This is a genomic window from Nocardioides lianchengensis (genome assembly GCF_900101465.1).
Lineage (GTDB): Bacteria > Actinomycetota > Actinomycetes > Propionibacteriales > Nocardioidaceae > Nocardioides > Nocardioides lianchengensis.
The window spans coordinates 60,859-79,169 of record NZ_FMZM01000015.1 but is presented as its reverse complement, the minus strand read 5'-3'; the positions used below and the strand labels follow the sequence as shown (position 1 = coordinate 79,169).

Sequence of the window (18,311 nt, the reverse complement as noted above, 5' to 3'; positions counted from 1 at the left end):
GGGTCAGGACCGCATCGCGACACCCTCGCGCCAGTAGCCCATGAAGGCCACCTGCCGCCGGTCGACCTCCAGGTCCTTGACCAGCGCGCGACGCAGGGCGGTGACGACCTTCGACTCCCCCGCGATCCAGGCGTAGAGGTCGTCCAGGTCGTGCCCGACGTGCACCACGTGCTCGCCGACGTCCTCGCCGGACGAGGAGTACGACGGGGTCTCCCACAGGTCGGGGTCGATCTCGTCGTCGCCGACCTCGACGGGCCGCAGCGGCGCCCCGAGGTGCTCGAGGACGGCGGCGTGCAGCCGCTCGCCGCGCGGGCTGCCGTCGCGGGGCAGCCAGGTCACCTCGACCCCTTGCGGGTGCTGGAGGGTCTGCACGTCGGCCGCGACCGGCACCTCCAGGAAGGCCGCGCCGCGGGCGTTGGGCGGCAGGACGGCCAGGATCGCGGCCACGGCCGGGACGGCCGTCTCGTCGCCCACCAGCAGCAGGCGGCCCGCCGTACCGGGGACGAACTCGATGCCGCCGAAGTCGGCACCACGGCGGGGCGCGAGCGTGACGATCCGGTCGCCGAGCGCGGCCCGGTCGGCCCAGCGCGAGCCGGGACCGGCCTCGCCGTGCCCGTCGGCGCCGTGCAGCACGAAGTCGACCACCAGGCGGGTGTCCGCGCCGGAGCCGACCACGTCGCGGACGGTGTAGGTGCGCATGTGCCCGCGCTCCTCAGCGGGCCGCTCGAACCAGGTGGCCATGAAGGCCTCGTCGATCTCGCCGAGCGGCGGCAGCGGCGCCTCGCCGTCCGGGAAGACCAGCTTGATCCGCTGGTCGTAGAGGTGGCCCTCGACGCCGAACTCCGCCAGCGCGGGTGAGCCCAGCTCGATCCGCACGAAGCTCGGGGAGAGCCGGTCGACGCGGACGACCTCGACCTCCTCCAGGAGCATGGGCAGGTCGGGGGCGGCGAGCGTGGTCATGGGTGCCTCAATCGTTTAGGTGAACCTAAGTTAGGGTCACCTTACCTGAGGTGGTCCGCTAGATCGAGGTGCGGTGGAAGCTCTGGAACGAGCGCGACGGCGTCGGGCCGCGCTGGCCCTGATACCGCGAGCCGTACTTCTCCGAGCCGTACGGGTGGTCCGACGGCGACGAGAGCCGGAAGAAGCAGAACTGGCCGATCTTCATGCCGGGGTAGAGCTTGATCGGCAGCGTCGCGACGTTGGCCAGCTCGAGCGTCACGTGGCCCGAGAAGCCCGGGTCCACGAACCCGGCCGTGGCGTGGGTGAGCAGGCCCAGCCGGCCCAGCGACGACTTCCCCTCGACCCGCGCGGCGATGTCGTCGGGCAGCGTGACGACCTCGTACGTCGACCCGAGCACGAACTCCCCCGGGTGCAGGATGAACGCCTCGTCGCCGTCCGGCTCCACCTCCCGGGTCAGGTCGGACTGGTCGGCCGCCGGGTCGATGTGGGGGTACTTGTGGTTCTCGAAGACCCGGAAGAACCGGTCCAGCCGGACGTCGACCGACGACGGCTGCAGCATCGCCGGGTCCCAGGGGTCCAGGGCGATCCGGCCCTCGTCGATCTGGCCGAGGATGTCGCGGTCTGACAGCAGCACGCGCACAACCTACCGGTCAGCGTCCGGCGCGACGGGCAGTCCACCGGCCGGAATGGGACGCTCCTCCGCGATCACCATCACCGGCATCCCGACCTCATCGGCGATCTGCTCGGCCAGCCCGGCGCGGTCGGTGACCTCCGGGACCATCCCGACCACCAGTCCGCTGCCGTCGCCGCACCCGTACGACGTGGACCAGTCGTCCCAGCGACCACTGCTCCTCAGCCATCGACTCAGCTGCCGCTGCGCCCGCCGCACGTCACGCTCGGAATACTCGACCTCCGCCACTACGACCCGCGTGCCGTCCGGACGCGGGCCCGCCAGTGCGGCGACCGCGTCTGGCACCGGCGCCTTCCAGGCGATCCGGATCGCGCCCGCGCTCGTCCAGTAGGCCAGTCCCGCACTCCCCGGGATCTCGCGGGTCGCTCGACGCACCTCCCGGAAGGTCCTGTCGAGCGCCCAGCCGAGGACCCCTCGCACCTGCCCGCTGGCGTCGACCCCAGTCGACGCACTCGTGGGGTCCCACTCGTAGACGAGCGAGGCGCCCAGGCCGCGCAGCCGATCGACGACCTCCGGGGCGACCGTAGACCCCACGTCGCCCGACGATTCTCCGACCAGGGCGACGACCCCCATCGCGGTCGCCTCCGCATGCCGGACCCAGATCGAGCTCAGCCTCCCGAGACGCTCGACCACCTGCTGCTGGGCCTCCCGGTCGGGGATCGGCGGCGGATCCCCGAAGACCGGGTTGTCGCCGCAGCTGAAGCGGGTCTCGACCGGGGCACTCGTGGCCGCCGGGGGCGGCGGACCGCCACGGTCGGACGACGCTCCTGGCAGGGCCGTGATCCCGATGCTGGTCGCCGCGACCAACACGGCCGCCCCACCGCTCGCGAGCACCGCACGCCTCCGGCGGCGCCGTCGTACGGCGTGGCGCACCGGGGCGACCGGATCCCCCACGGGCCGCACGCCCCCGGCCCAGTCCTCCAGGTCGTCCATCCAGTCGTCAGTCACCGGCGTCCACCTCCTCGCGGGCCGCGGCCCGCTCGCGCATCCGGGCGAGTCCACGGGAGAGGTGCGTGCGCGCCGTACCGGCGGAGCAGCCCAGGAGCGCGGCGATGCCCTCGTGGTCGAGGTCCTCCAACACCCGCAGGACGACGGCCGCCCGTTGCTGCGGCGTCAACGACGCCAGAGCGTCCGCCAGCCACGGCTCGAGGATCGTGTCGCTCACGACGGGCGCGACCCGGTCCGGTACGACGCCGGGTCGCTCGCGCCGCAGCCGCCGCGTGCGGTCCACGTTGAGCCGCACCAGCGTGGGGCGGGCGTAGCCGCCCGGGTTCTCCGTCGCCAGCCTGCGCCACCGGACGCCGACCCGGACCAGCGCCTCCTGCACCAGGTCCCAGGCGTCGTGCGGATTGCCGCTCAGGGCGTGCGCGAGCCCGAGCAGTCGCGGCGTCTCCGCCTCGACGAACGCCTCGAACTCGTCCCGCACCATCCGCTCCCTCTCTCCTGTCCCATCCTCAACGCGGGGAGCCCCAGGAACGTTGAGAACCGGTCCGACGGAGAATGGACGCATGCCGTTCCACCGCTTCGTCGCCCTCGGCGACTCCTTCACCGAGGGCGTCGGCGATCCCGACCCCGCCCGCCCGAACGAGCTGCGCGGCTGGGCCGACCGGGTCGCAGAGGTGCTGGCCCAGGCGTCCCCCGACTTCGGGTACGCCAACCTCGCCATCCGGGGCCGCAAGCTCGACCAGATCATCGCCGAGCAGGTCGATCCCGCGATCGCCCTTCAGCCCGACCTGGTGACGATCTACGCCGGCGCCAACGACATCCTGCGCCCGCGCGTGAACCTCGACGCGCTCGTGCAGCGGTACGACGACGCGCTCGGCAAGCTGGCCGCGACCGGGGCCCGGCTGGTCGTGTGGACCGCCTTCGACCCGGGCCGGTCCCCGACGTTCCGGCTGCTCCGCGGCCGCTTCGCGGTCTACAACGAGCTGGTCCGCGAGGTGGCGGAGCGGCACGGCGCGACGATCGTCGACTTCTGGCGGCTGAGCGAGTACGACGACTGGCGACTCTGGGACGAGGACCGGATGCACCTCGGACCCGCGGGCCATCAGCGGATGGCCGTGGAGGTGCTCGACACGCTCGGCGTCCCGCACACCCTCGAGCCGCTGCCCCTGCGCGAGATCGTCCCGCTCAGCCGCGCCGAGCAGCGGGCCGCATCGAAGGCCTGGGTGCGCGAGTCCGCCGTACCGTGGGTGCACCGGCGGGTGACCGGCCGCTCCTCCGGCGACGGCCTCGACCCGAGGTACCCCGTCCTCGGCCGACCCCACCTGGGGTAGCATCCTCCCGCCGGTCCGACCCGGCGTGCGGATGTAGCTCAGTTGGTAGAGCGCGACCTTCCCAAGGTCGATGTCGCGAGTTCGAGTCTCGTCATCCGCTCCAGTTCTTTCCGCCAGTCCGACAAGGCCCCCCGGGAGAGCGCGACACTCCCCCGAACGTCGATGTCGCGAGTTCGAGTCTCGTCATCCGCTCCAGTTCTCCTCACAGGCCCCGGCTCCTCGTACCGGGGCCAGGCGCGTTCTGCCGAGTCAGCACTACTGGTGCTGACTCGTCCCCCTACTTCTGCTGACTCGGCGGGAGGTCTGTGACAGGTGGTGCAGTTGACACTCGTGTGACTGATGGGGATGGTGGTAGGGCTCCCTCTTCCCCCACGCTCGGAGTCTCTCGGATGTCACGCCCACGATGGATCGCCATCGGCGCGCTCGCTCTCCTGCTGGCCGTCGCCCCCTTCGTCCCCCGGGGAGGCGATGACGACGACGGTGCGATCACGCCCTCCGGGCGCCAGCAGTACGACGCCCGCCCGGCGGCCACGGCCGGCCTGGGCCGGGTGACCCCGGAGGCCGCGAGCGAGATCGAGCGGGTCCTAGCGGAGACGCCGCCGGTGACCGCGCGGGCCACGCCCGCGGCGCTCGCCGGCGCGCTGACCCGCTGCGCGGAGTTCGAGGGGCAGCGCTACTGCCTCGGCACCGGCTGGACGACGGACAGCGAGGCCGACGTACGGGGTCGGGTCGCGACGGCGGCTCGACAGGCCGCCGTGACCGCCCGACGGTCCGCGGTCGAGACCACCGGCGACCTCGACACCGCCGCCCGGCTGGAGCGGACCGCCGCGCTGCCGGCGGCGCGTCGTACGGCGCTCGAGCGGGCCGAGCTGACCGCGGCCGCCCGGTCGGTCGCCAAGGTCTGGCTGCTGCGCCACGAGCTGCAGGGCGTCCCCCTCCCGAACGGCTTCCTGAGGCGGCACCCCGAGGCCCGCGCCACCGCGGGCGCACCGACGACCAAGGCCGCGACGTACCCGGCGAGCGCCCGGGTGCTGCGGGCGAGCCAGGTGAGCTCGCAGATCCGGACCTACTGGTGCGGCCCGACGGCGATGCAGATGATCGCCTGGGGGTGGCGCGGCGAGAAGGCCGCGCAGAGCCGCTGGGCGCGGCGGCTCGGCACCACGACCTCCGGCACCGCGATCTCCAGCATGGTGTCGACGATCAACGCCACCACCGGCTGGGACCGCCCGGACCGCGCGGGCCCGTACGTCGTCCTCGACATCGGCGACTGGAGCTTCCGCCAGTGGTCGTCGCTGCTGAAGCGGCACGTCGCGGACTACCGCGCGCCCGTCGTGCTGCACCCGATCCTGCTGAAGCGCTACTACCCCTACCTCGACGACGACGCGTCCGGTCACTTCCAGGTCGGCCGCGGCTACCGCCAGCGCCCGGGCGGGCCGCTGGCGATCTCCTACTTCGAGCCGTGGGACCAGCAGCGCTTCGACCCCTCGGAGCCGTACGTCGAGCGCGTGCAGTGGCGCAGCGCCTACAAGAGCTACCGCGCCAACCTGGCCCACCCGCACCAGAACATCGGCGTCTGATGATCCGGTACGCCGTCCCCGCGCTCCTGCTCGTGCTCGCCGGCTGCTCGGGCGACGACGCGTCGTCCCCGCAGGCCGAGCCGACGCCGACGAAGGCGACGACAGAGGCTGCGACAGAGGCGGCGGCCGCCCCGGCCCCCGACTGGCAGCCGGTGCCCGGTCCGGCCGACCGGGCCCACACGCTGAACGCCCGCGGGACGGACCTGACCGGCGCGACCCACCGCGAGACCTTCCTGACCGAGACCCACTCGCTGGTGGTCGAGCAGGACCCGCAGGAGACCGAGCCGGCGCGCGCGGTGCTGACCGACCTGGAGTCGGGCGAGAAGACGGTGCTGGACGGCGGCTCGGAGGTGCCCACGACCACCGGTGGCAGCTGGGCCCTGGGGGCCGACTCCCTCGTGCACGCGACGGTCGACCCTGCCGGGGCCTACTGCCTGGCCACCGTCGACCTGGCCTCCGGCGAGGCCAGCGCCGGCTGGTGCGCCCCGGAGCGGCACGGCTTCACCGGCGCCCGGGTCACCGCCGCCGGCACCACCCTGCAGACCTTCGACGACCAGCGCCCGTCCTGCCGCACCGTCGGCACCCTCGAGGGCACGGAGGTGGTGCCCTTCCCCGACGCCCCCGACTGCACCGCCTGGGACGGCCTGCTCCTCGACTCCGGCCCGGTCTGGTCGGTGGTCCGCGACGAGGGCAACGTGGAGCGGGTCGACCTGTTCGCGCAGGGGCCCGGCGGTCCCGGCGACGTCGTCGAGCTCGGCGCCGGCACCTCGGGGACGCTCATCGAGTGCGGCGGCTCGGCGTACTTCGTGCGCGACCCGCAGGACGACAGCGGACCCGCCCGGCTGGTCCGCTGGGACGGCAGCGCGGCCGAGGTGGTCTACGAGTCACCGGCCGGGCCCGCGTTCCTGGAGACCCCGCGCTGCGGCGGCGACGCGCTCACGGTGACGGCGTACGCCGAGGGCGGCGACGAGCAGGTGACTGCAGTCCTCGGCTGACGCCGTCCGTAGGCTGAGGGGATGAGCTTCACCGGCTTCCCCGTCGCGGCCCTCGACTTCTATGACGACCTCGAGGTCGACAACACCAAGTCGTACTGGGAGAAGCACAAGGCCGTCTACGCCGAGGCGGTCAAGGCGCCGATGACCGCGCTGTGCACGGCCCTGGAGCCCGAGTTCGGCCCGGCCAAGATCTTCCGGCCCTACCGCGACGTCCGCTTCGCGAAGGACAAGACGCCGTACAAGACCCACCAGGGCGCGTTCGTCCGGGTCGGTGAGGCGACCGGCTGGTACGTCGAGGTCTCGCCGCGCGGGGTCCGCACCGGCGCCGGCTTCTACGAGGCCAGCGGGCCGCGGCTCGCCGCGTTCCGCGAGGCGGTGGCGCACGACCGGTTCGGCCCGGAGCTCGAGAAGGTGCTGCGCAAGCTCCAGATGCGGGACTTCGAGGTCGGCGGCGACCGGCTGAAGACCTCCCCGCGCGGGTACGACGCCGACCACCCGCGCATCGAGCTGCTCCGCCACCGCTCCCTCACCGTCGGCCGCTCGCTCGGCTTCGAGCCGGTCATCCACACCCCCGAGCTGCTCGGCCTGGTCCGCGCCGACTGGCAGGCGCTGCGGCCGCTGGTCGACTGGGTGGCCCGGCACACCAGCGTCTGAGTCCGCGATGTACCGCGAGCACCCGACGACCGCCGGCCCGGGCACGACGTGCACCTGGGACCGGGTCGTCGCGGAGCCCGCGGCCCCGCTGATCGTCCCGGACGGGTGCGTCGACCTGGTCTGGTTCTCCGACGGCGACCTGGAGGTCGCCGGACCGGACACCGGGCCCCGACACGCGACGCTCGCCGACGCCGTGGAGATCGTCGGCGTGCGGATCGGTCCCGGCGCGGCGCGGTCGGTGCTGGGCGTCCCGGCCTCCGCGGTGCGCGACCAGCAGCTGCCGCTCCGCGATCTCGGCCGGACCTGGGAGGTGCTGGCCGACCGGCTGGCCGAGCGCGCCGGCGCCGCGGACCTCGCCGTACGACGGGCCGCCCTGGCGGCCGCGGTCGCCGCCCTGCCCCGGACCGGCGACGACCGCGTCGTCGCGAGCGCCGTCCGACTCCTGGAGGCCGACCCCCGGCTCCGGGTGCGCGAGGTCGCCGGGCGCGTGGGCCTCAGCAGCCGTCAGCTCCAGCGACGCTTCGACGAGGCCGTCGGCTACGGCCCGAAGACCTTCGCCCGGGTGGCCCGGCTGCAGCGGTTCGCCCGGATCACGGGCCCGACGACCTCCCTCGGGGAAACGGCGGTGGCCGCCGGCTACGCCAGCCAGTCCCACCTCTCCGACGAGGTCCGCGCCCTCACCGGCTCGACGCCCGTCCGATTCCTGGAAGACCGGCGAGGCGAGGCGTCCTAGCGTGGAGGCCATGAGCACCCCGACCGCCAGCCGGCACGTCAGCACCGTCATCCGGTGCGCACCCGCCGAGGTCTACGCGTACGCCGCCGACCCCGACCACCTGCCCGCCTGGGCGGCCGGCCTCGCGCAGGCCGAGGTCACCCGCGAGGGCGACACCCTGCTGGTCGACTCGCCGATGGGCCGGGTGACGGTCCGGTTCGTCCCGGCCAACGACCTCGGGGTCCTCGACCACGACGTCACCCTCCCGAGCGGGACGACGGTGACCAACCCGGTCCGGGTCCTCGCGCACCCCGAGGGCGCGGAGGTCGTCTTCACCGTCCGTCAGATCGAGCTGAGCGACGACGAGTTCGAGAACGACGTCCGCACGGTCGCCGCCGACCTGGGACGGCTGCGGAGCATCCTGGAGGAGGCCGCCGTCACGCCGGGGTGAAGCTCGCCATCGTCCGGTCCGGCTCCCAGTAGGCCTTCATCGAGGCCACCCGGCCGTCCTCGTGCACGACGTAGACCATGATCAGCTCGGTCGTGGTGTGGCTGCCGTCGGGGAACGACGTGCGGATCCGGCCGATGTTGGCGCAGGTGTTGCTGCCGGGGTTGGCGAACGACTCGTAGATCTCGAACTCGAACGTCGCGATCGGCTCGATGGCCAGCTTCCAGAACGCGGAGATGCCCTCGTGGCCGTGGTGGCCCTTGCCCTCGGGGTCGAACATCGACGGCCCGACCGGGTCTTCGAGCACGGCATCCTCGGCATAGACGGTCAGCCACTCGGCGAGGTCGCCCTTGGCCACGGCGGAGTACGACCGCTGCGAGGCGGTGCGGGCCGGGTGCAGGTCGTTCGGGGCGGTCCAGGTGATGGCGTCCGACGTGATCATGTGGGGCAGCGTAGACCCGAAACTGGAACGTGTTCTAGCCCTGGTTTCACTCGCGGGCCACGCCAGGTTCAACGGGCGGCCTCCCGCCTCTGCGACCGTCCGAGGCATGAGCAAGCGAGCGGCGTACCTGATCGTCGGCCTGCCGCACGGCGGCGGGACCTTCCTCCCCGCGGCCCTGCGCGCCCACGCGCCGAGCCTGGAGGCCGCCGGCCTCGGGCAGCCGGCCCGGTCGGCGGACGAGATGTTCCGGGCCGCGGTCGAGATCCGCCGCGACCACCAGGCCTGGGGCCTGCGCCGGCGCGACGTCGAGGGCGCCTGGGCCGAGATCTGTCGGCGCGCCTACCAGGGCAAGGGCGACGTCGTCGTCGGACACGACCTGCTCGCGGCCGCGAGCGGGGCCGAGATCGCCCTGCTGGTCGACCGCCTGCCCGGCTTCGACGTGCACGTCGTGGTGGCGGCCGGACCGGCCGACCCCCGTCTATCGCTCTTCCCGGACGACTACGACCTGGCCGCCGTCCTCGGCCGCTGGGCCGCGCACGTGCGCACCCCCGACCACGTGCACGTGCTGGTGACCGACCCCGCGGCACCGGCCGGGACCTGGGCCGCGCTCGGGCAGGTCGTCGGCTTCGACGCCGCCCTGCTCCCCGTCCCCGACGACCTCCTCGAGGGCGACGGGGCCGGCCTGGACCTGGCGAACCTGCGCCTGCTGGCCGGCTCGGCGGGGTCGCTGACCCCGGTCGAGGAGCTCCGCGAGGCGGCCGAGGACTGGGCCAAGGCCGTCGCCGAGGGCGGGTACGACGTCCGCGGCGATCTCGGCGGCCTGGCCCCGCGCACGACGGACCCCGCCGGCGACGACGGACCCGTGCAGGCCCGGCTGGACCTGGTCAGCGAGGCGCTCGCGGAGACCGTCGCCGAGCTGGCCCGCCTGCGCGGGCAGCACGCCGAGCTGCAGGCGCGCGCCGAGAAGCTGCAGCGCAAGCGCAAGAAGCTCAAGCGCCGACTGGCCGACGCGACAGGGGCCTGACGGCCCTCCCACTCAGTGGGGCTGCCAGGCGTCCTCGTCGGCGGTCCGCGTCGTGACCGCCTTCGGGAGCTTGCCGTCGGAGAGCTGCTGGATCGAGACCTGCTCGAAGACGTCGCGCAGCGATCGCCGGGCCGCGATCCAGACGTGCTGGAGCACGTCGGCGGCCTCGTTGTAGGACACCGCCTCGGGACGCAGGCCGTAGACCGACACGAGCGGGCCGTCGACCGCGCGGATGACGTCGGCGACGGAGACGCTCTCGGCGGCCCGTCCCATCCGCCAGCCTCCGGACTGGCCGCGCTGGGACATCACGATCCCGGCGCGACGCAGGTCGGCGAGGATCGCCTGGAGGAACCCGTGGGGGATCTCCTGGAGCCGTCCGAGCTCCTCGGCGCTGACCGCGCGACCGTCTGCCCGCGACGCCATCTCGATCAGCGCGCGGAGCGCATAGTCGGACTTCGCGGAAACTCGCATGGGTCCAGTGTGTCAGAAATGTCGATCCAGACACTCGACGACGCCCCGGTCAGGCGTCCACCAGCTCGGGCTCGGCGACGCCCGCGGCCCGGGCCCGGCGCTCCTGGGCGACCGCCCAGCCGACCCCCGCGACCCCGAGCCCGCCAGCGACCAGCCCGACCCCGGTGACGACGGCACCGCTCCCCCCGACCGCGCCGGTGATCGTGGTGGCGTTGGTGAGCACGATCAGGCTCCCGGCCGCCACGCCGAGGACCCGGGCGGGAAGGTGGCGGACCAGCCAGGCGGCGATCGGCGCCGCGATCACCCCACCGACCAGCAGCGCGGCGGCGTACGACCACTCGATGCCCTGCGAGCCGAGGGCGAAGAGGAAGCCCAGCGAGCCACCCACCGCGACCACGAACTCCGAGGTGTCGATCGAGCCGACGACCTTGCGCGGCTCCAGACGTCCCGACGACAGCAGCGTGGTCGTGCCGACCGGGCCCCAGCCCCCGCCGCCCACGGCGTCGAGCGCGCCGCCCACGACCCCCACCGGCACCAGCATCCGCACGCCGGGCCGCGCCTTGAAGGTCGGGCGGCGACCGCCGAGGACGAGGAAGCGCCAGATCACGTAGCCACCGAGCGCGAGCAGGATGCCGGCCACCCACGGCGCCGCCGCCTCGCCGTCGAGGCTGGCCAGGAAGGTCGCCCCGGCGAAGGCGCCGACGAAGCCGGGGACGGCGAGCACGCCCACCGTGCGCCAGTCGACGTTGCCGAGCTTGTGGTGGGAGAAGCCCGAGACCAGCGAGGTGCCGATCTCGGAGAGGTGGACGGCGGCCGAGGCCGCGGCCGGACCGACGCCGGCCGCCAGGAGCAGCGTGGACGACGTGACGCCGTACGCCATGCCGAGCGAGCCGTCGACGAGCTGGGCGAGGAGGCCGACGAAGCCGAGGACGAGGAGCTTGCGCATCGCAGGTGCCACCAGGGGGTCGGGGACGAGTTAGTCGATCGATTCGATGCAGTTACCCGTCCAGCGAGCGTTCATGCGGTTCGGGGACACCTGGTGTTGCACGGCGGGGAGAGCCGACCTACCATTAAGTTACCGGTCAGTAGTACGCCCTGCTGGCTCCTTCCTCGACACGTTCGATCACGAAAAGGTGTGCACCAGTGAGCCACTACAAGAGCAACCTGCGCGACATCGAGTTCAACCTCTTCGAGGTGCTCGGTCGCGACGAGGTCCTCGGCACCGGCCCCTTCGCCGAGGTCGACGCCGACACCGCCCGCGAGGTGCTGGCCGAGGTCGACCGGATCGCCCGCGAGGACCTCGCGGCGTCGTACGTCGACAGCGACCGGAACCCGCCGGTCTTCGACCCGGCGACCAACACCGCCCCGCTCCCCGAGAGCTTCAAGAAGAGCTACCGCGCCTGGATGGACGCCGAGTACTGGCGCCTGCAGATCAACGAGGACCTCGGCGGCACCCCCGCCCCGTCCAGCCTGGTCTGGGCGACCGCGGAGCTGGTGCTCGGCGCGAACGCCCCGGTGTGGATGTACGCCGCCGGTCCGGCCTTCGCGGGCGTCGTGCACCGCAACGGCAACGAGCGCGACAAGCGCATCGCCCAGCACATCGTCGACCGCGAGTGGAACACCTCGATGGTGCTGACCGAGCCCGACGCGGGCTCCGACGTCGGCGCCGGGCGGGCCAAGGCCACCGCCAACCCCGACGGCTCCTGGAACATCGAGGGCGTCAAGCGCTTCATCACCTCGGCCGAGTCCGACGTGACCGAGAACATCATGCACCTCGTCCTCGCCCGCCCGGTGGGCGTCGAGGGCGTCGGCGGCCCCGGCACCAAGGGTCTGTCGCTGTTCCTGGTCCCGAAGTACCACTTCGACCACGAGACCGGCGAGCTGACCGGCGAGCGCAACGGCGTCTACGTCACGAATGTCGAGCACAAGATGGGCATCAAGGTGTCCAACACCTGCGAGCTCACCTTCGGTGACTCCTCCGTCGGCGGCGGCGAGCCCGCCCAGGGCTGGCTGCTCGGCGAGGTGCACAACGGCATCGCGCAGATGTTCCAGGTGATCGAGAACGCCCGGATGATGGTCGGCACCAAGGCCATCGCCACGCTGTCGACCGGCTACCTCAACGCGCTCGACTACGCCAAGACCCGCGTCCAGGGCGCCGACCTGACCCAGTCGGGCGACAAGACCGCGCCGCGGGTCACGATCACCCACCACCCCGACGTACGTCGGTCGCTGATGACGCAGAAGTCGTTCTCCGAGGCCATGCGGGCGCTGGTGCTCTACACCGCCACCTGGCAGGACAAGGTGATGCTCGCCGAGCACGCCGGCGAGACCGACACCCTGGCGGCGGCCGTCAACGACCTGCTGCTCCCGATCGTCAAGGGCTACGGCTCGGAGCGCTCGTGGGTGCTGCTCGGCACCGAGTCGCTGCAGACCTTCGGCGGCTCCGGCTTCCTGCAGGAGTACCCGCTGGAGCAGTACGTCCGCGACGCCAAGATCGACACCCTCTACGAGGGCACCACGGCGATCCAGGGCCAGGACTTCTTCTTCCGCAAGATCGTCAAGGACCAGGGCGCCGCGCTGGGCCACCTCGCGGGTGAGATCCAGGCCTTCATCGACTCCGAGGCGGGCAACGGCCGGCTCAAGAGCGAGCGGCAGCTGCTCGCGACCGCGCTCGACGACGCCAACGCGATCGTCGGCCACCTCATCAACGAGCTGATGTCGGCCCAGGGCGAGATCCGCAACATCTACAAGGTCGGCCTCAACACCAGCCGCCTGCTGATGGTGCTCGGCGACGTCGTCTGCGCCTGGCTGCTGCTGCGCCAGGCCGAGGTCGCGCTGGCCAAGCTCGGGGGCGACCCGGGCAAGGACAAGTCGTTCTACGAGGGCAAGGTCGCGGCCGCGCAGTTCTTCGCGCAGACCAACCTGCCGCGGCTCACCGCCGAGCGGGCCATCGCCGAGGCGACCGACCTGTCGCTGATGGACCTCGACGAGAGCGCCTTCTGACGCTGGCTCGTCCTCGCGACGCCCCTCGCCCGGTCCGGGCGGGGGGCGTCGTACGTTTGCGGGCGGCGGGCGGCGGGCGGTCCGGGGTGGCGGTGAGCTATCCACCGTTCTCCGGGCCGGAACGGTGGGCCACTCACCGCGGACCCGGCGTGCCGCGCGGACTCGCCCGGGCGGCGGTGGACCAGCCACCGATCTCGATCGGCGTTCGGTGGACAGCTCACCGCCGGGCCGGATCCGCCGCGGCCGGACCGGCTCACGCGCGCAGGTGCGCGCGGGCGGCCCGTCGTACGGCGTCGGTGAGGCGGGTCAGCGCAGGCGAGTCGAGGCGCCACCGCTGCCAGTGCAGGGGTACGTCGAGCCGCGCGCGACCGCCCAGCGTCACGAGCCGGCCCGCCGCGACGTCCGGCAGCAGCTGCGGCTCGGGGAGCATCCCCCAGCCGAGCCCGAGGCGGACCGCCTCGTGGAAGTCGGCACTCGTCGGGACCCGGTGCACGACCGCCGCGGCGTCGACGCCGTACGACGCCAGCACGTCGTGCTGGAGCCGGTCCTTCTCGTTGAAGACGACGACCGGCATCGCGGCCCAGTCGTGGCTGCGACCGCGGCGCCAGCGCTCCGCGAAGGCCGGGGTGGCCGCGGGCCGGTAGCGCAGCGACCCGAGCCGCTCGACGACGCAGCCCTGGACGGCGACCGGGTCGCTGGTCACCGCGGCCAGCACGTCGCCGCCGCGGAGCAGGTCGGCCGACCAGGCCTGGTCCTCGACGTGCAGCCGCAGCACGCTGTCGTCCCAGGCGGCGACCTCGCCGACGACGTCGCGGAACCAGGTGGCCAGCGAGTCGGCGCTGACCGCCAGCGGCAGCTCGACGCGGTGCCCGCCCTCCCCGAGCGCGTCGCGCGCCTCGTCGTACAGGAGCTCGGTCTGGCGGGCCAGCCGCAGCAGGGTCTCGCCGGCCCCGGTCGGTCGGCAGGGCGTGCCGCGCCGGACCAGCACCCGCCCGGCCGCGGACTCGAGCGCCCGGATCCGCTGGCTCACGGCGCTGGGCGTCACGTGCAGCCGGCGGGCCGCGGCGTCGAAGGTGCCGGTGTCGGCGATCGCGACCAGGGCCGCGAGCTGGTCGGGGTGCGGACGCATGAAGCGATGCTAATGGTCCTGCAGATTCTTTCGCTGGCCTTCACCGGCGATCCGACCGTAGCGTCGCCCCGTGCTCGACTCCACCGCCGCCGGCCTCGCGACCGGCCTCTCCCTCATCGTGGCCATCGGCGCCCAGAACGCGTTCGTGCTGCGCCAGGGCCTCGCGCGCGAGCACGTCGTCCCGGTCGTGGCGATCTGCGCGGTCTCCGACCTGCTGCTGATCGTGGCCGGCGTGGCCGGGATCGGCACGGTCGTGGAGCGCGCGCCCGCGGTGGTGGAGGTGGTGCGCTGGCTCGGCGTCGCCTTCCTCACCTGGTACGGCGTCCGCACGCTGCTCGGGGCCCGGAAGGCGGCCGGGCTGACGGCCGGCGGCGGCCGTCGTACGTCGCTGCGCTCGGCGGTCGGGCGGGCCACGGCCCTGACCTGGCTCAACCCGCACGTCTACCTCGACACCGTGCTGCTGCTCGGCTCGATCGCCAACACGCACGGCTCCGACGGGCGGTGGGGGTTCGCGGCCGGCGCCGGCGCGGCGAGCCTGCTGTGGTTCTCCGGGCTGGGCTTCGGCGCCCGACTGCTCTCCCCGCTGCTCGCCCGACCGCGGGCCTGGCAGGTGCTGGACGTGCTGATCGGGGTGACCATGCTGGCCATCGCGGTCTCACTCGCGCTGGGCTGAACCAAGCAGCCGTTAGGGTCGCGGGCATGGACGACCAGCAGCGGCTCGAGACGTACGTCGAGGTCTGGAAGCAGGCGGTCGACGACCTCGTCGCCCTGCTGGAGGACCTGCCCGAGGAGGATTGGTCGCGGCCGACCGACCTGCCCGGCTGGGACGTCCGGGCGGTCGCGTCTCACACCGCCCACCTCGAGAGCCGGCTGGCCGGCGCCCCCGAGGAGACCGCCGACGTCGGCGAGCCGCCGCACGTCACGGGGCTGATGGGTCTCTACACCGAGATCGGGGTGGTCAACCGGCGCGACCGGTCCGGGGCGGAGATCGTCGCGGAGATCCGGACCGCCGCCGACGCGCGGTACGCCGCCCTGCGCGCCGACCCGCCGACCGACCCGCTCGGCCGGCCGCCGGTCATCTTCGGCGGCGTGCCGTGGACCTGGGAGACGCTGCTGCGCAACCGGCCGCTCGACGTGTGGATGCACGAGCAGGACGTACGGCGCGCGGTCGGCCGGCCCGGCGGGCTCGACTCGGCGGCCGCGCGGCACACGGCCGACTACCTCGCCGAGGGCCTCGGCTACGTGCTGGTGAAGAAGGTCGGCGCGGCGCCGGAGACGGTCGTGGTGCTGGAGATCGAGGGCCACGAGCCGGTCGCCTGGACGGTCACGCGGACCGGCCGCGGGGAGCCGCTGCCCGTCGTACGGCACGGCGCGGACGCGACGCTGCGGATGGACCGGGAGAGCTTCATCTGCCTGGCGGGCGGCCGGCGAGCGGCGCCGGTCGAGATCGAGGGCGACGCCGAGCTGGGTCAGCGGGTCGTCGACGCGCTGGCGACGATGCCGTGACGTCCGATGCCGCCTGGTCGCTGGCCGACGTCCCCGACCAGACCGGCCGCACCGTCGTGGTGACCGGCACCAGCGTCGGCGGCCTCGGCCACCACACCGCGCTGGAGCTGGCCCGCCGCGGCGCCCGCGTGGTGCTCAGCGGTCGGACCCCGAGCAAGGTCGAGGAGACCGACGCCGCGATCCGGGCCGAGGTGCCGGACGCCGCGCTGGAGCGGCTGCAGGTCGACCTCGCCTCCCTGGAGTCGGTACGACGGGCCGCGGACGCCGCGAGCGCGCTGGGCCCGATCGACGTGCTCGTCAACAACGCGGGCGTGATGGGGACGCCGTACTCCCGGACCGAGGACGGCCTGGAGCTGCAGCTGGCGACCAACCACTTCGGCCCGTTCCTGCTCACCGGGCTGCTGCTGCCGCAGCTGCTGGCGAGCGGCGCCGGGACGGTGGTGACGGTGTCCTCGCAGTTCCACCGCTACGCGCGCTCCGCCCCACTGGGCGACCCGCGGGTCGAGGGCCGCTACTCGAAGTGGCCGGCGTACGGGCAGACCAAGCTGGCCAACCTGCTCTTCACCTACGAGCTCGACCGGCGCCTGCGGCACGCGTCGCTGCCGGTCCGCGCGCTGGCCGCGCACCCCGGCTTCGCCGGCACGCACCTGGCGGCGAACGGTCAGTACGGCCGGGCCCGCGGCGGTCGGGCCTCGATCCTGGACGCCGCCATCCGGGCCGTCTCGCAGTCCGCGGCCGCGGGCGCCTGGCCGACCTTGATGGCCGCGACGGCCGACCTGCCGGGTGCGACGTACTGCGGTCCCGCCGGGCTCGGCGAGATGGCCGGCGTCCCGCAGGTCGTCACCAGCAGCCGGCGCTCGTACGACGAGGTCGCCCAGCGCCGGCTCTGGGAGCTGAGCCAGGACGTCACCGGGATCCGCTACCCCTGAGCTGTGGACAGGTGGGCCTGGGCACCCCTGACCAAAGTCGGGGTTCGGCGCGACGCGCGAACGATGTGCGCGGCCCGGTCCGGGTCCTAGCGTCGGGATCATGGCCGACGACCCGCGACAGATCTGGGAGCTGGTCGTCGACGGCCACGCGCACCTGGTCGAGGTGCACGGCAGCGTGAACCGCCGGATCGAGTGGTACGTCGACGGTGAGCTCGTCGGCACGCAGAAGTCCACCGAGGACAAGATCCGGGTCAAGGCCGACGACGAGGAGCGCACGGATCTCGGCTCGATCGGGGTGTGGTTCTCCGGGATGGGGAAGCCGCGGCGGGCGACGTACTTCGACCCCGGCCAGGACGGCGACCTGAAGTCGCTGGCCGGCGTCGGCGGCGTCGACCTGGTGCCCGAGCCGGGATCGCCGGCGGCGGCGTACGAGGACCGGGTCCGCGCGCACCCCACGCGCTACGCGCTGATCGCCACCGTCGGCGGGGTCGCGAAGGTCGTGCTGCCGATCCTGCTCGCGGTGCTGGCGGCGCGCGTCGCGGTCTCGATCCCCTGGCCGGACTGGAACCTGCCGTCCGTCCCGACCCCCGACCTGCCATCGATCCCCACGCCCGACCTGCCGTCGATCCCCTGGCCCGACCTCCCCGACGTGAGCGTGCCCGGCTGGGTGGAATGGCTGCTCGACAAGGTCAAGTACGTCTGGCCGATCGTGCTGGCCGTCGTCATCGCGCGGGGCGAGATCCGGCGCCGGCGCAAGCAGGACGAGCTGCGCGAGCAGCGGCGGGGCGAGGCATCAGGCCGGGCCTCCGACTCGACCGACTCGACCGAGGAGCAGCCCTAGGGGTCCGGTGCCGACCGGCAGGCCGTGCTCGTCGTAGTAGGCGAACATCGCCCGCAGCCACGGGTGCACGTCACCCGGCTCGACGCGGCGGGCGACGTACCCGGCCTCGGCGGCGAGCTGCGCCGGCGTCGCCACCCGCGTCGCCAGCTCGTACGTCGCGCCCGCGTGCCCGTCCTCGGTCAGCACCACCGCGGCGGCCTCCCCCACCTCGGCCAGGTCGGCGAACCCGAAGACCGCGTCGACGTCGTACGGGATCTCGAGGTCGGCGGTGAGGTCGAGGTTCTGCAGGTAGGCGCCGGGCTGGAGGATCGTCCAGGTCGGCCGCGAGCGCCGGACCAGGTCCTCGGAGACGGCCTTGCCGAGATGGTGCGGCATCGCGGGGACGTACGGCGACGCCACCGAGTGATAGGCCACCCGCCCGACGTCCGCCTGCTCGACCGCCGCGAGCGCCTCGGCGACGTACGACGGCTCGTCGGGGTGCAGGTTGGGCGCGATGACGTACGCCGCCGCGCAGACGGCCAGGTGGTCGGCCAGGACGGGCCATTCCGCCCTCCCGAGCGGCACCGGGACGACGTCGCGACGGGCCAGCGCGGCCGCCACCGCGCGCCCCGTCTTCCCGTGGCCACCGACGATCGCGATCCTGCTCGTCATCC

21 protein-coding genes and 1 tRNA gene are annotated in these 18,311 nt (G+C 73.5%); 13 read left to right on the top strand and 9 right to left on the bottom strand.

Annotation, left to right across the window (positions count from 1 at the left end; genetic code table 11):
- Nucleotides 1-3: 3 nt before the first annotated feature.
- Genes BLT76_RS22635 through BLT76_RS22620 form a run of 4 tightly spaced genes read right to left on the bottom strand, consistent with a single transcriptional unit; the run spans nt 4 to nt 3,080 of the window.
- Nucleotides 4-960, bottom strand: a complete 957-nt coding sequence (locus tag BLT76_RS22635; protein WP_244509530.1) for a siderophore-interacting protein — start codon at nt 958-960, stop codon at nt 4-6.
- A gap of 58 nt (nt 961-1,018) precedes the next feature.
- Nucleotides 1,019-1,594 (bottom strand): dCTP deaminase, encoded by a 576-nt coding sequence (gene dcd / locus BLT76_RS22630; RefSeq protein WP_090860578.1) that lies wholly within the window; start codon nt 1,592-1,594, stop codon nt 1,019-1,021.
- Between the two features lie 9 nt (nt 1,595-1,603).
- Nucleotides 1,604-2,599 carry a hypothetical protein gene (locus tag BLT76_RS22625; RefSeq protein ID WP_090860577.1) on the bottom strand — a complete coding sequence of 332 codons (996 nt, stop codon included), beginning with the start codon at nt 2,597-2,599 and terminating at the stop codon, nt 1,604-1,606.
- Complete coding sequence (locus BLT76_RS22620; protein ID WP_170867211.1) at nt 2,592-3,080, bottom strand: SigE family RNA polymerase sigma factor; 489 nt, start codon at nt 3,078-3,080, stop codon at nt 2,592-2,594. Before BLT76_RS22620 ends, BLT76_RS22625 begins: the two co-directional genes overlap by 8 nt.
- Nucleotides 3,081-3,159: 79 nt before the next feature.
- Here BLT76_RS22620 and BLT76_RS22615 point away from each other — a divergent pair, with 79 nt between their 5' ends.
- The 7 genes from BLT76_RS22615 (at nt 3,160) to BLT76_RS22585 (ending at nt 8,316) form a co-directional block, all read left to right on the top strand.
- A complete protein-coding gene (locus BLT76_RS22615; RefSeq protein ID WP_090860575.1) occupies nt 3,160-3,927 on the top strand; it encodes an SGNH/GDSL hydrolase family protein in 768 nt (255 codons plus the stop codon).
- 27 nt (nt 3,928-3,954) lie between these two features.
- Nucleotides 3,955-4,030: transfer RNA gene (locus BLT76_RS22610), tRNA-Gly, on the top strand.
- Between the two features lie 286 nt (nt 4,031-4,316).
- On the top strand, nt 4,317-5,504 hold the full coding sequence (locus BLT76_RS22605; RefSeq protein ID WP_090860574.1) for a C39 family peptidase: 1,188 nt from the start codon (nt 4,317-4,319) through the stop codon (nt 5,502-5,504).
- Complete coding sequence (locus BLT76_RS22600) at nt 5,504-6,499, top strand: hypothetical protein (RefSeq protein ID WP_090860573.1); 996 nt, start codon at nt 5,504-5,506, stop codon at nt 6,497-6,499. The genes BLT76_RS22605 and BLT76_RS22600 overlap by 1 nt, the downstream gene beginning before the upstream one ends.
- A gap of 21 nt (nt 6,500-6,520) precedes the next feature.
- Nucleotides 6,521-7,153: a DUF2461 domain-containing protein gene (locus tag BLT76_RS22595; protein ID WP_090860572.1), complete on the top strand. Its 633-nt coding sequence runs from the start codon at nt 6,521-6,523 to the stop codon at nt 7,151-7,153.
- 7 nt (nt 7,154-7,160) lie between these two features.
- Nucleotides 7,161-7,886 (top strand): helix-turn-helix domain-containing protein, encoded by a 726-nt coding sequence (locus tag BLT76_RS22590; RefSeq protein ID WP_090860571.1) that lies wholly within the window; start codon nt 7,161-7,163, stop codon nt 7,884-7,886.
- A 10-nt stretch (nt 7,887-7,896) separates the two neighbouring features.
- The gene (locus tag BLT76_RS22585) at nt 7,897-8,316 is read left to right on the top strand and encodes an SRPBCC family protein (protein ID WP_090860634.1); all 420 of its coding nucleotides are present in this window, start codon (nt 7,897-7,899) and stop codon (nt 8,314-8,316) included.
- Here the strand turns inward: BLT76_RS22585 and BLT76_RS22580 are convergent.
- On the bottom strand, nt 8,303-8,755 hold the full coding sequence (locus BLT76_RS22580) for a nuclear transport factor 2 family protein (RefSeq protein ID WP_090860570.1): 453 nt from the start codon (nt 8,753-8,755) through the stop codon (nt 8,303-8,305). The two genes, BLT76_RS22585 and BLT76_RS22580, sit on opposite strands and share 14 nt — an antisense overlap.
- Nucleotides 8,756-8,861: 106 nt before the next feature.
- Between BLT76_RS22580 and BLT76_RS22575 the strand changes: the two genes are divergently transcribed.
- Nucleotides 8,862-9,779, top strand: a complete 918-nt coding sequence (locus BLT76_RS22575; protein WP_090860569.1) for a hypothetical protein — start codon at nt 8,862-8,864, stop codon at nt 9,777-9,779.
- A 12-nt stretch (nt 9,780-9,791) separates the two neighbouring features.
- Here BLT76_RS22575 and BLT76_RS22570 read toward each other — a convergent pair whose 3' ends face one another.
- Both BLT76_RS22570 and BLT76_RS22565 read right to left on the bottom strand, forming a co-directional pair.
- The gene (locus BLT76_RS22570) at nt 9,792-10,250 is read right to left on the bottom strand and encodes an RrF2 family transcriptional regulator (protein ID WP_090860568.1); all 459 of its coding nucleotides are present in this window, start codon (nt 10,248-10,250) and stop codon (nt 9,792-9,794) included.
- A 49-nt stretch (nt 10,251-10,299) separates the two neighbouring features.
- Entirely contained in the window at nt 10,300-11,196 is an 897-nt protein-coding gene (locus tag BLT76_RS22565; protein WP_090860567.1) for a sulfite exporter TauE/SafE family protein, read from the bottom strand.
- Nucleotides 11,197-11,393: 197 nt separating this feature from the next.
- Between BLT76_RS22565 and BLT76_RS22560 the strand changes: the two genes are divergently transcribed.
- On the top strand, nt 11,394-13,253 hold the full coding sequence (locus BLT76_RS22560; protein WP_090860566.1) for an acyl-CoA dehydrogenase: 1,860 nt from the start codon (nt 11,394-11,396) through the stop codon (nt 13,251-13,253).
- Between the two features lie 253 nt (nt 13,254-13,506).
- On the opposite strand, the gene BLT76_RS22555 is transcribed toward BLT76_RS22560, so the two are convergent.
- A complete protein-coding gene (locus BLT76_RS22555) occupies nt 13,507-14,382 on the bottom strand; it encodes a LysR family transcriptional regulator ArgP (RefSeq protein ID WP_090860565.1) in 876 nt (291 codons plus the stop codon).
- 70 nt (nt 14,383-14,452) lie between these two features.
- Here BLT76_RS22555 and BLT76_RS22550 point away from each other — a divergent pair, with 70 nt between their 5' ends.
- From BLT76_RS22550 to BLT76_RS22535, 4 genes are all read left to right on the top strand, one after another.
- Nucleotides 14,453-15,055, top strand: a complete 603-nt coding sequence (locus BLT76_RS22550) for a LysE/ArgO family amino acid transporter (RefSeq protein ID WP_090860564.1) — start codon at nt 14,453-14,455, stop codon at nt 15,053-15,055.
- A gap of 26 nt (nt 15,056-15,081) precedes the next feature.
- Nucleotides 15,082-15,888, top strand: a complete 807-nt coding sequence (locus BLT76_RS22545) for a maleylpyruvate isomerase family mycothiol-dependent enzyme (RefSeq protein ID WP_090860563.1) — start codon at nt 15,082-15,084, stop codon at nt 15,886-15,888.
- Nucleotides 15,885-16,817, top strand: coding sequence for an oxidoreductase (locus BLT76_RS22540; RefSeq protein ID WP_090860562.1), 933 nt, complete (start codon nt 15,885-15,887; stop codon nt 16,815-16,817). The genes BLT76_RS22545 and BLT76_RS22540 overlap by 4 nt, the downstream gene beginning before the upstream one ends.
- A 100-nt stretch (nt 16,818-16,917) precedes the next feature.
- On the top strand, nt 16,918-17,658 hold the full coding sequence (locus tag BLT76_RS22535) for a hypothetical protein (protein WP_090860561.1): 741 nt from the start codon (nt 16,918-16,920) through the stop codon (nt 17,656-17,658).
- Here the strand turns inward: BLT76_RS22535 and BLT76_RS22530 are convergent.
- The gene (locus BLT76_RS22530; protein ID WP_090860560.1) at nt 17,611-18,309 is read right to left on the bottom strand and encodes an SDR family oxidoreductase; all 699 of its coding nucleotides are present in this window, start codon (nt 18,307-18,309) and stop codon (nt 17,611-17,613) included. The genes BLT76_RS22535 and BLT76_RS22530 overlap by 48 nt on opposite strands.
- Between the last annotated feature and the right edge of the window lie 2 nt (nt 18,310-18,311).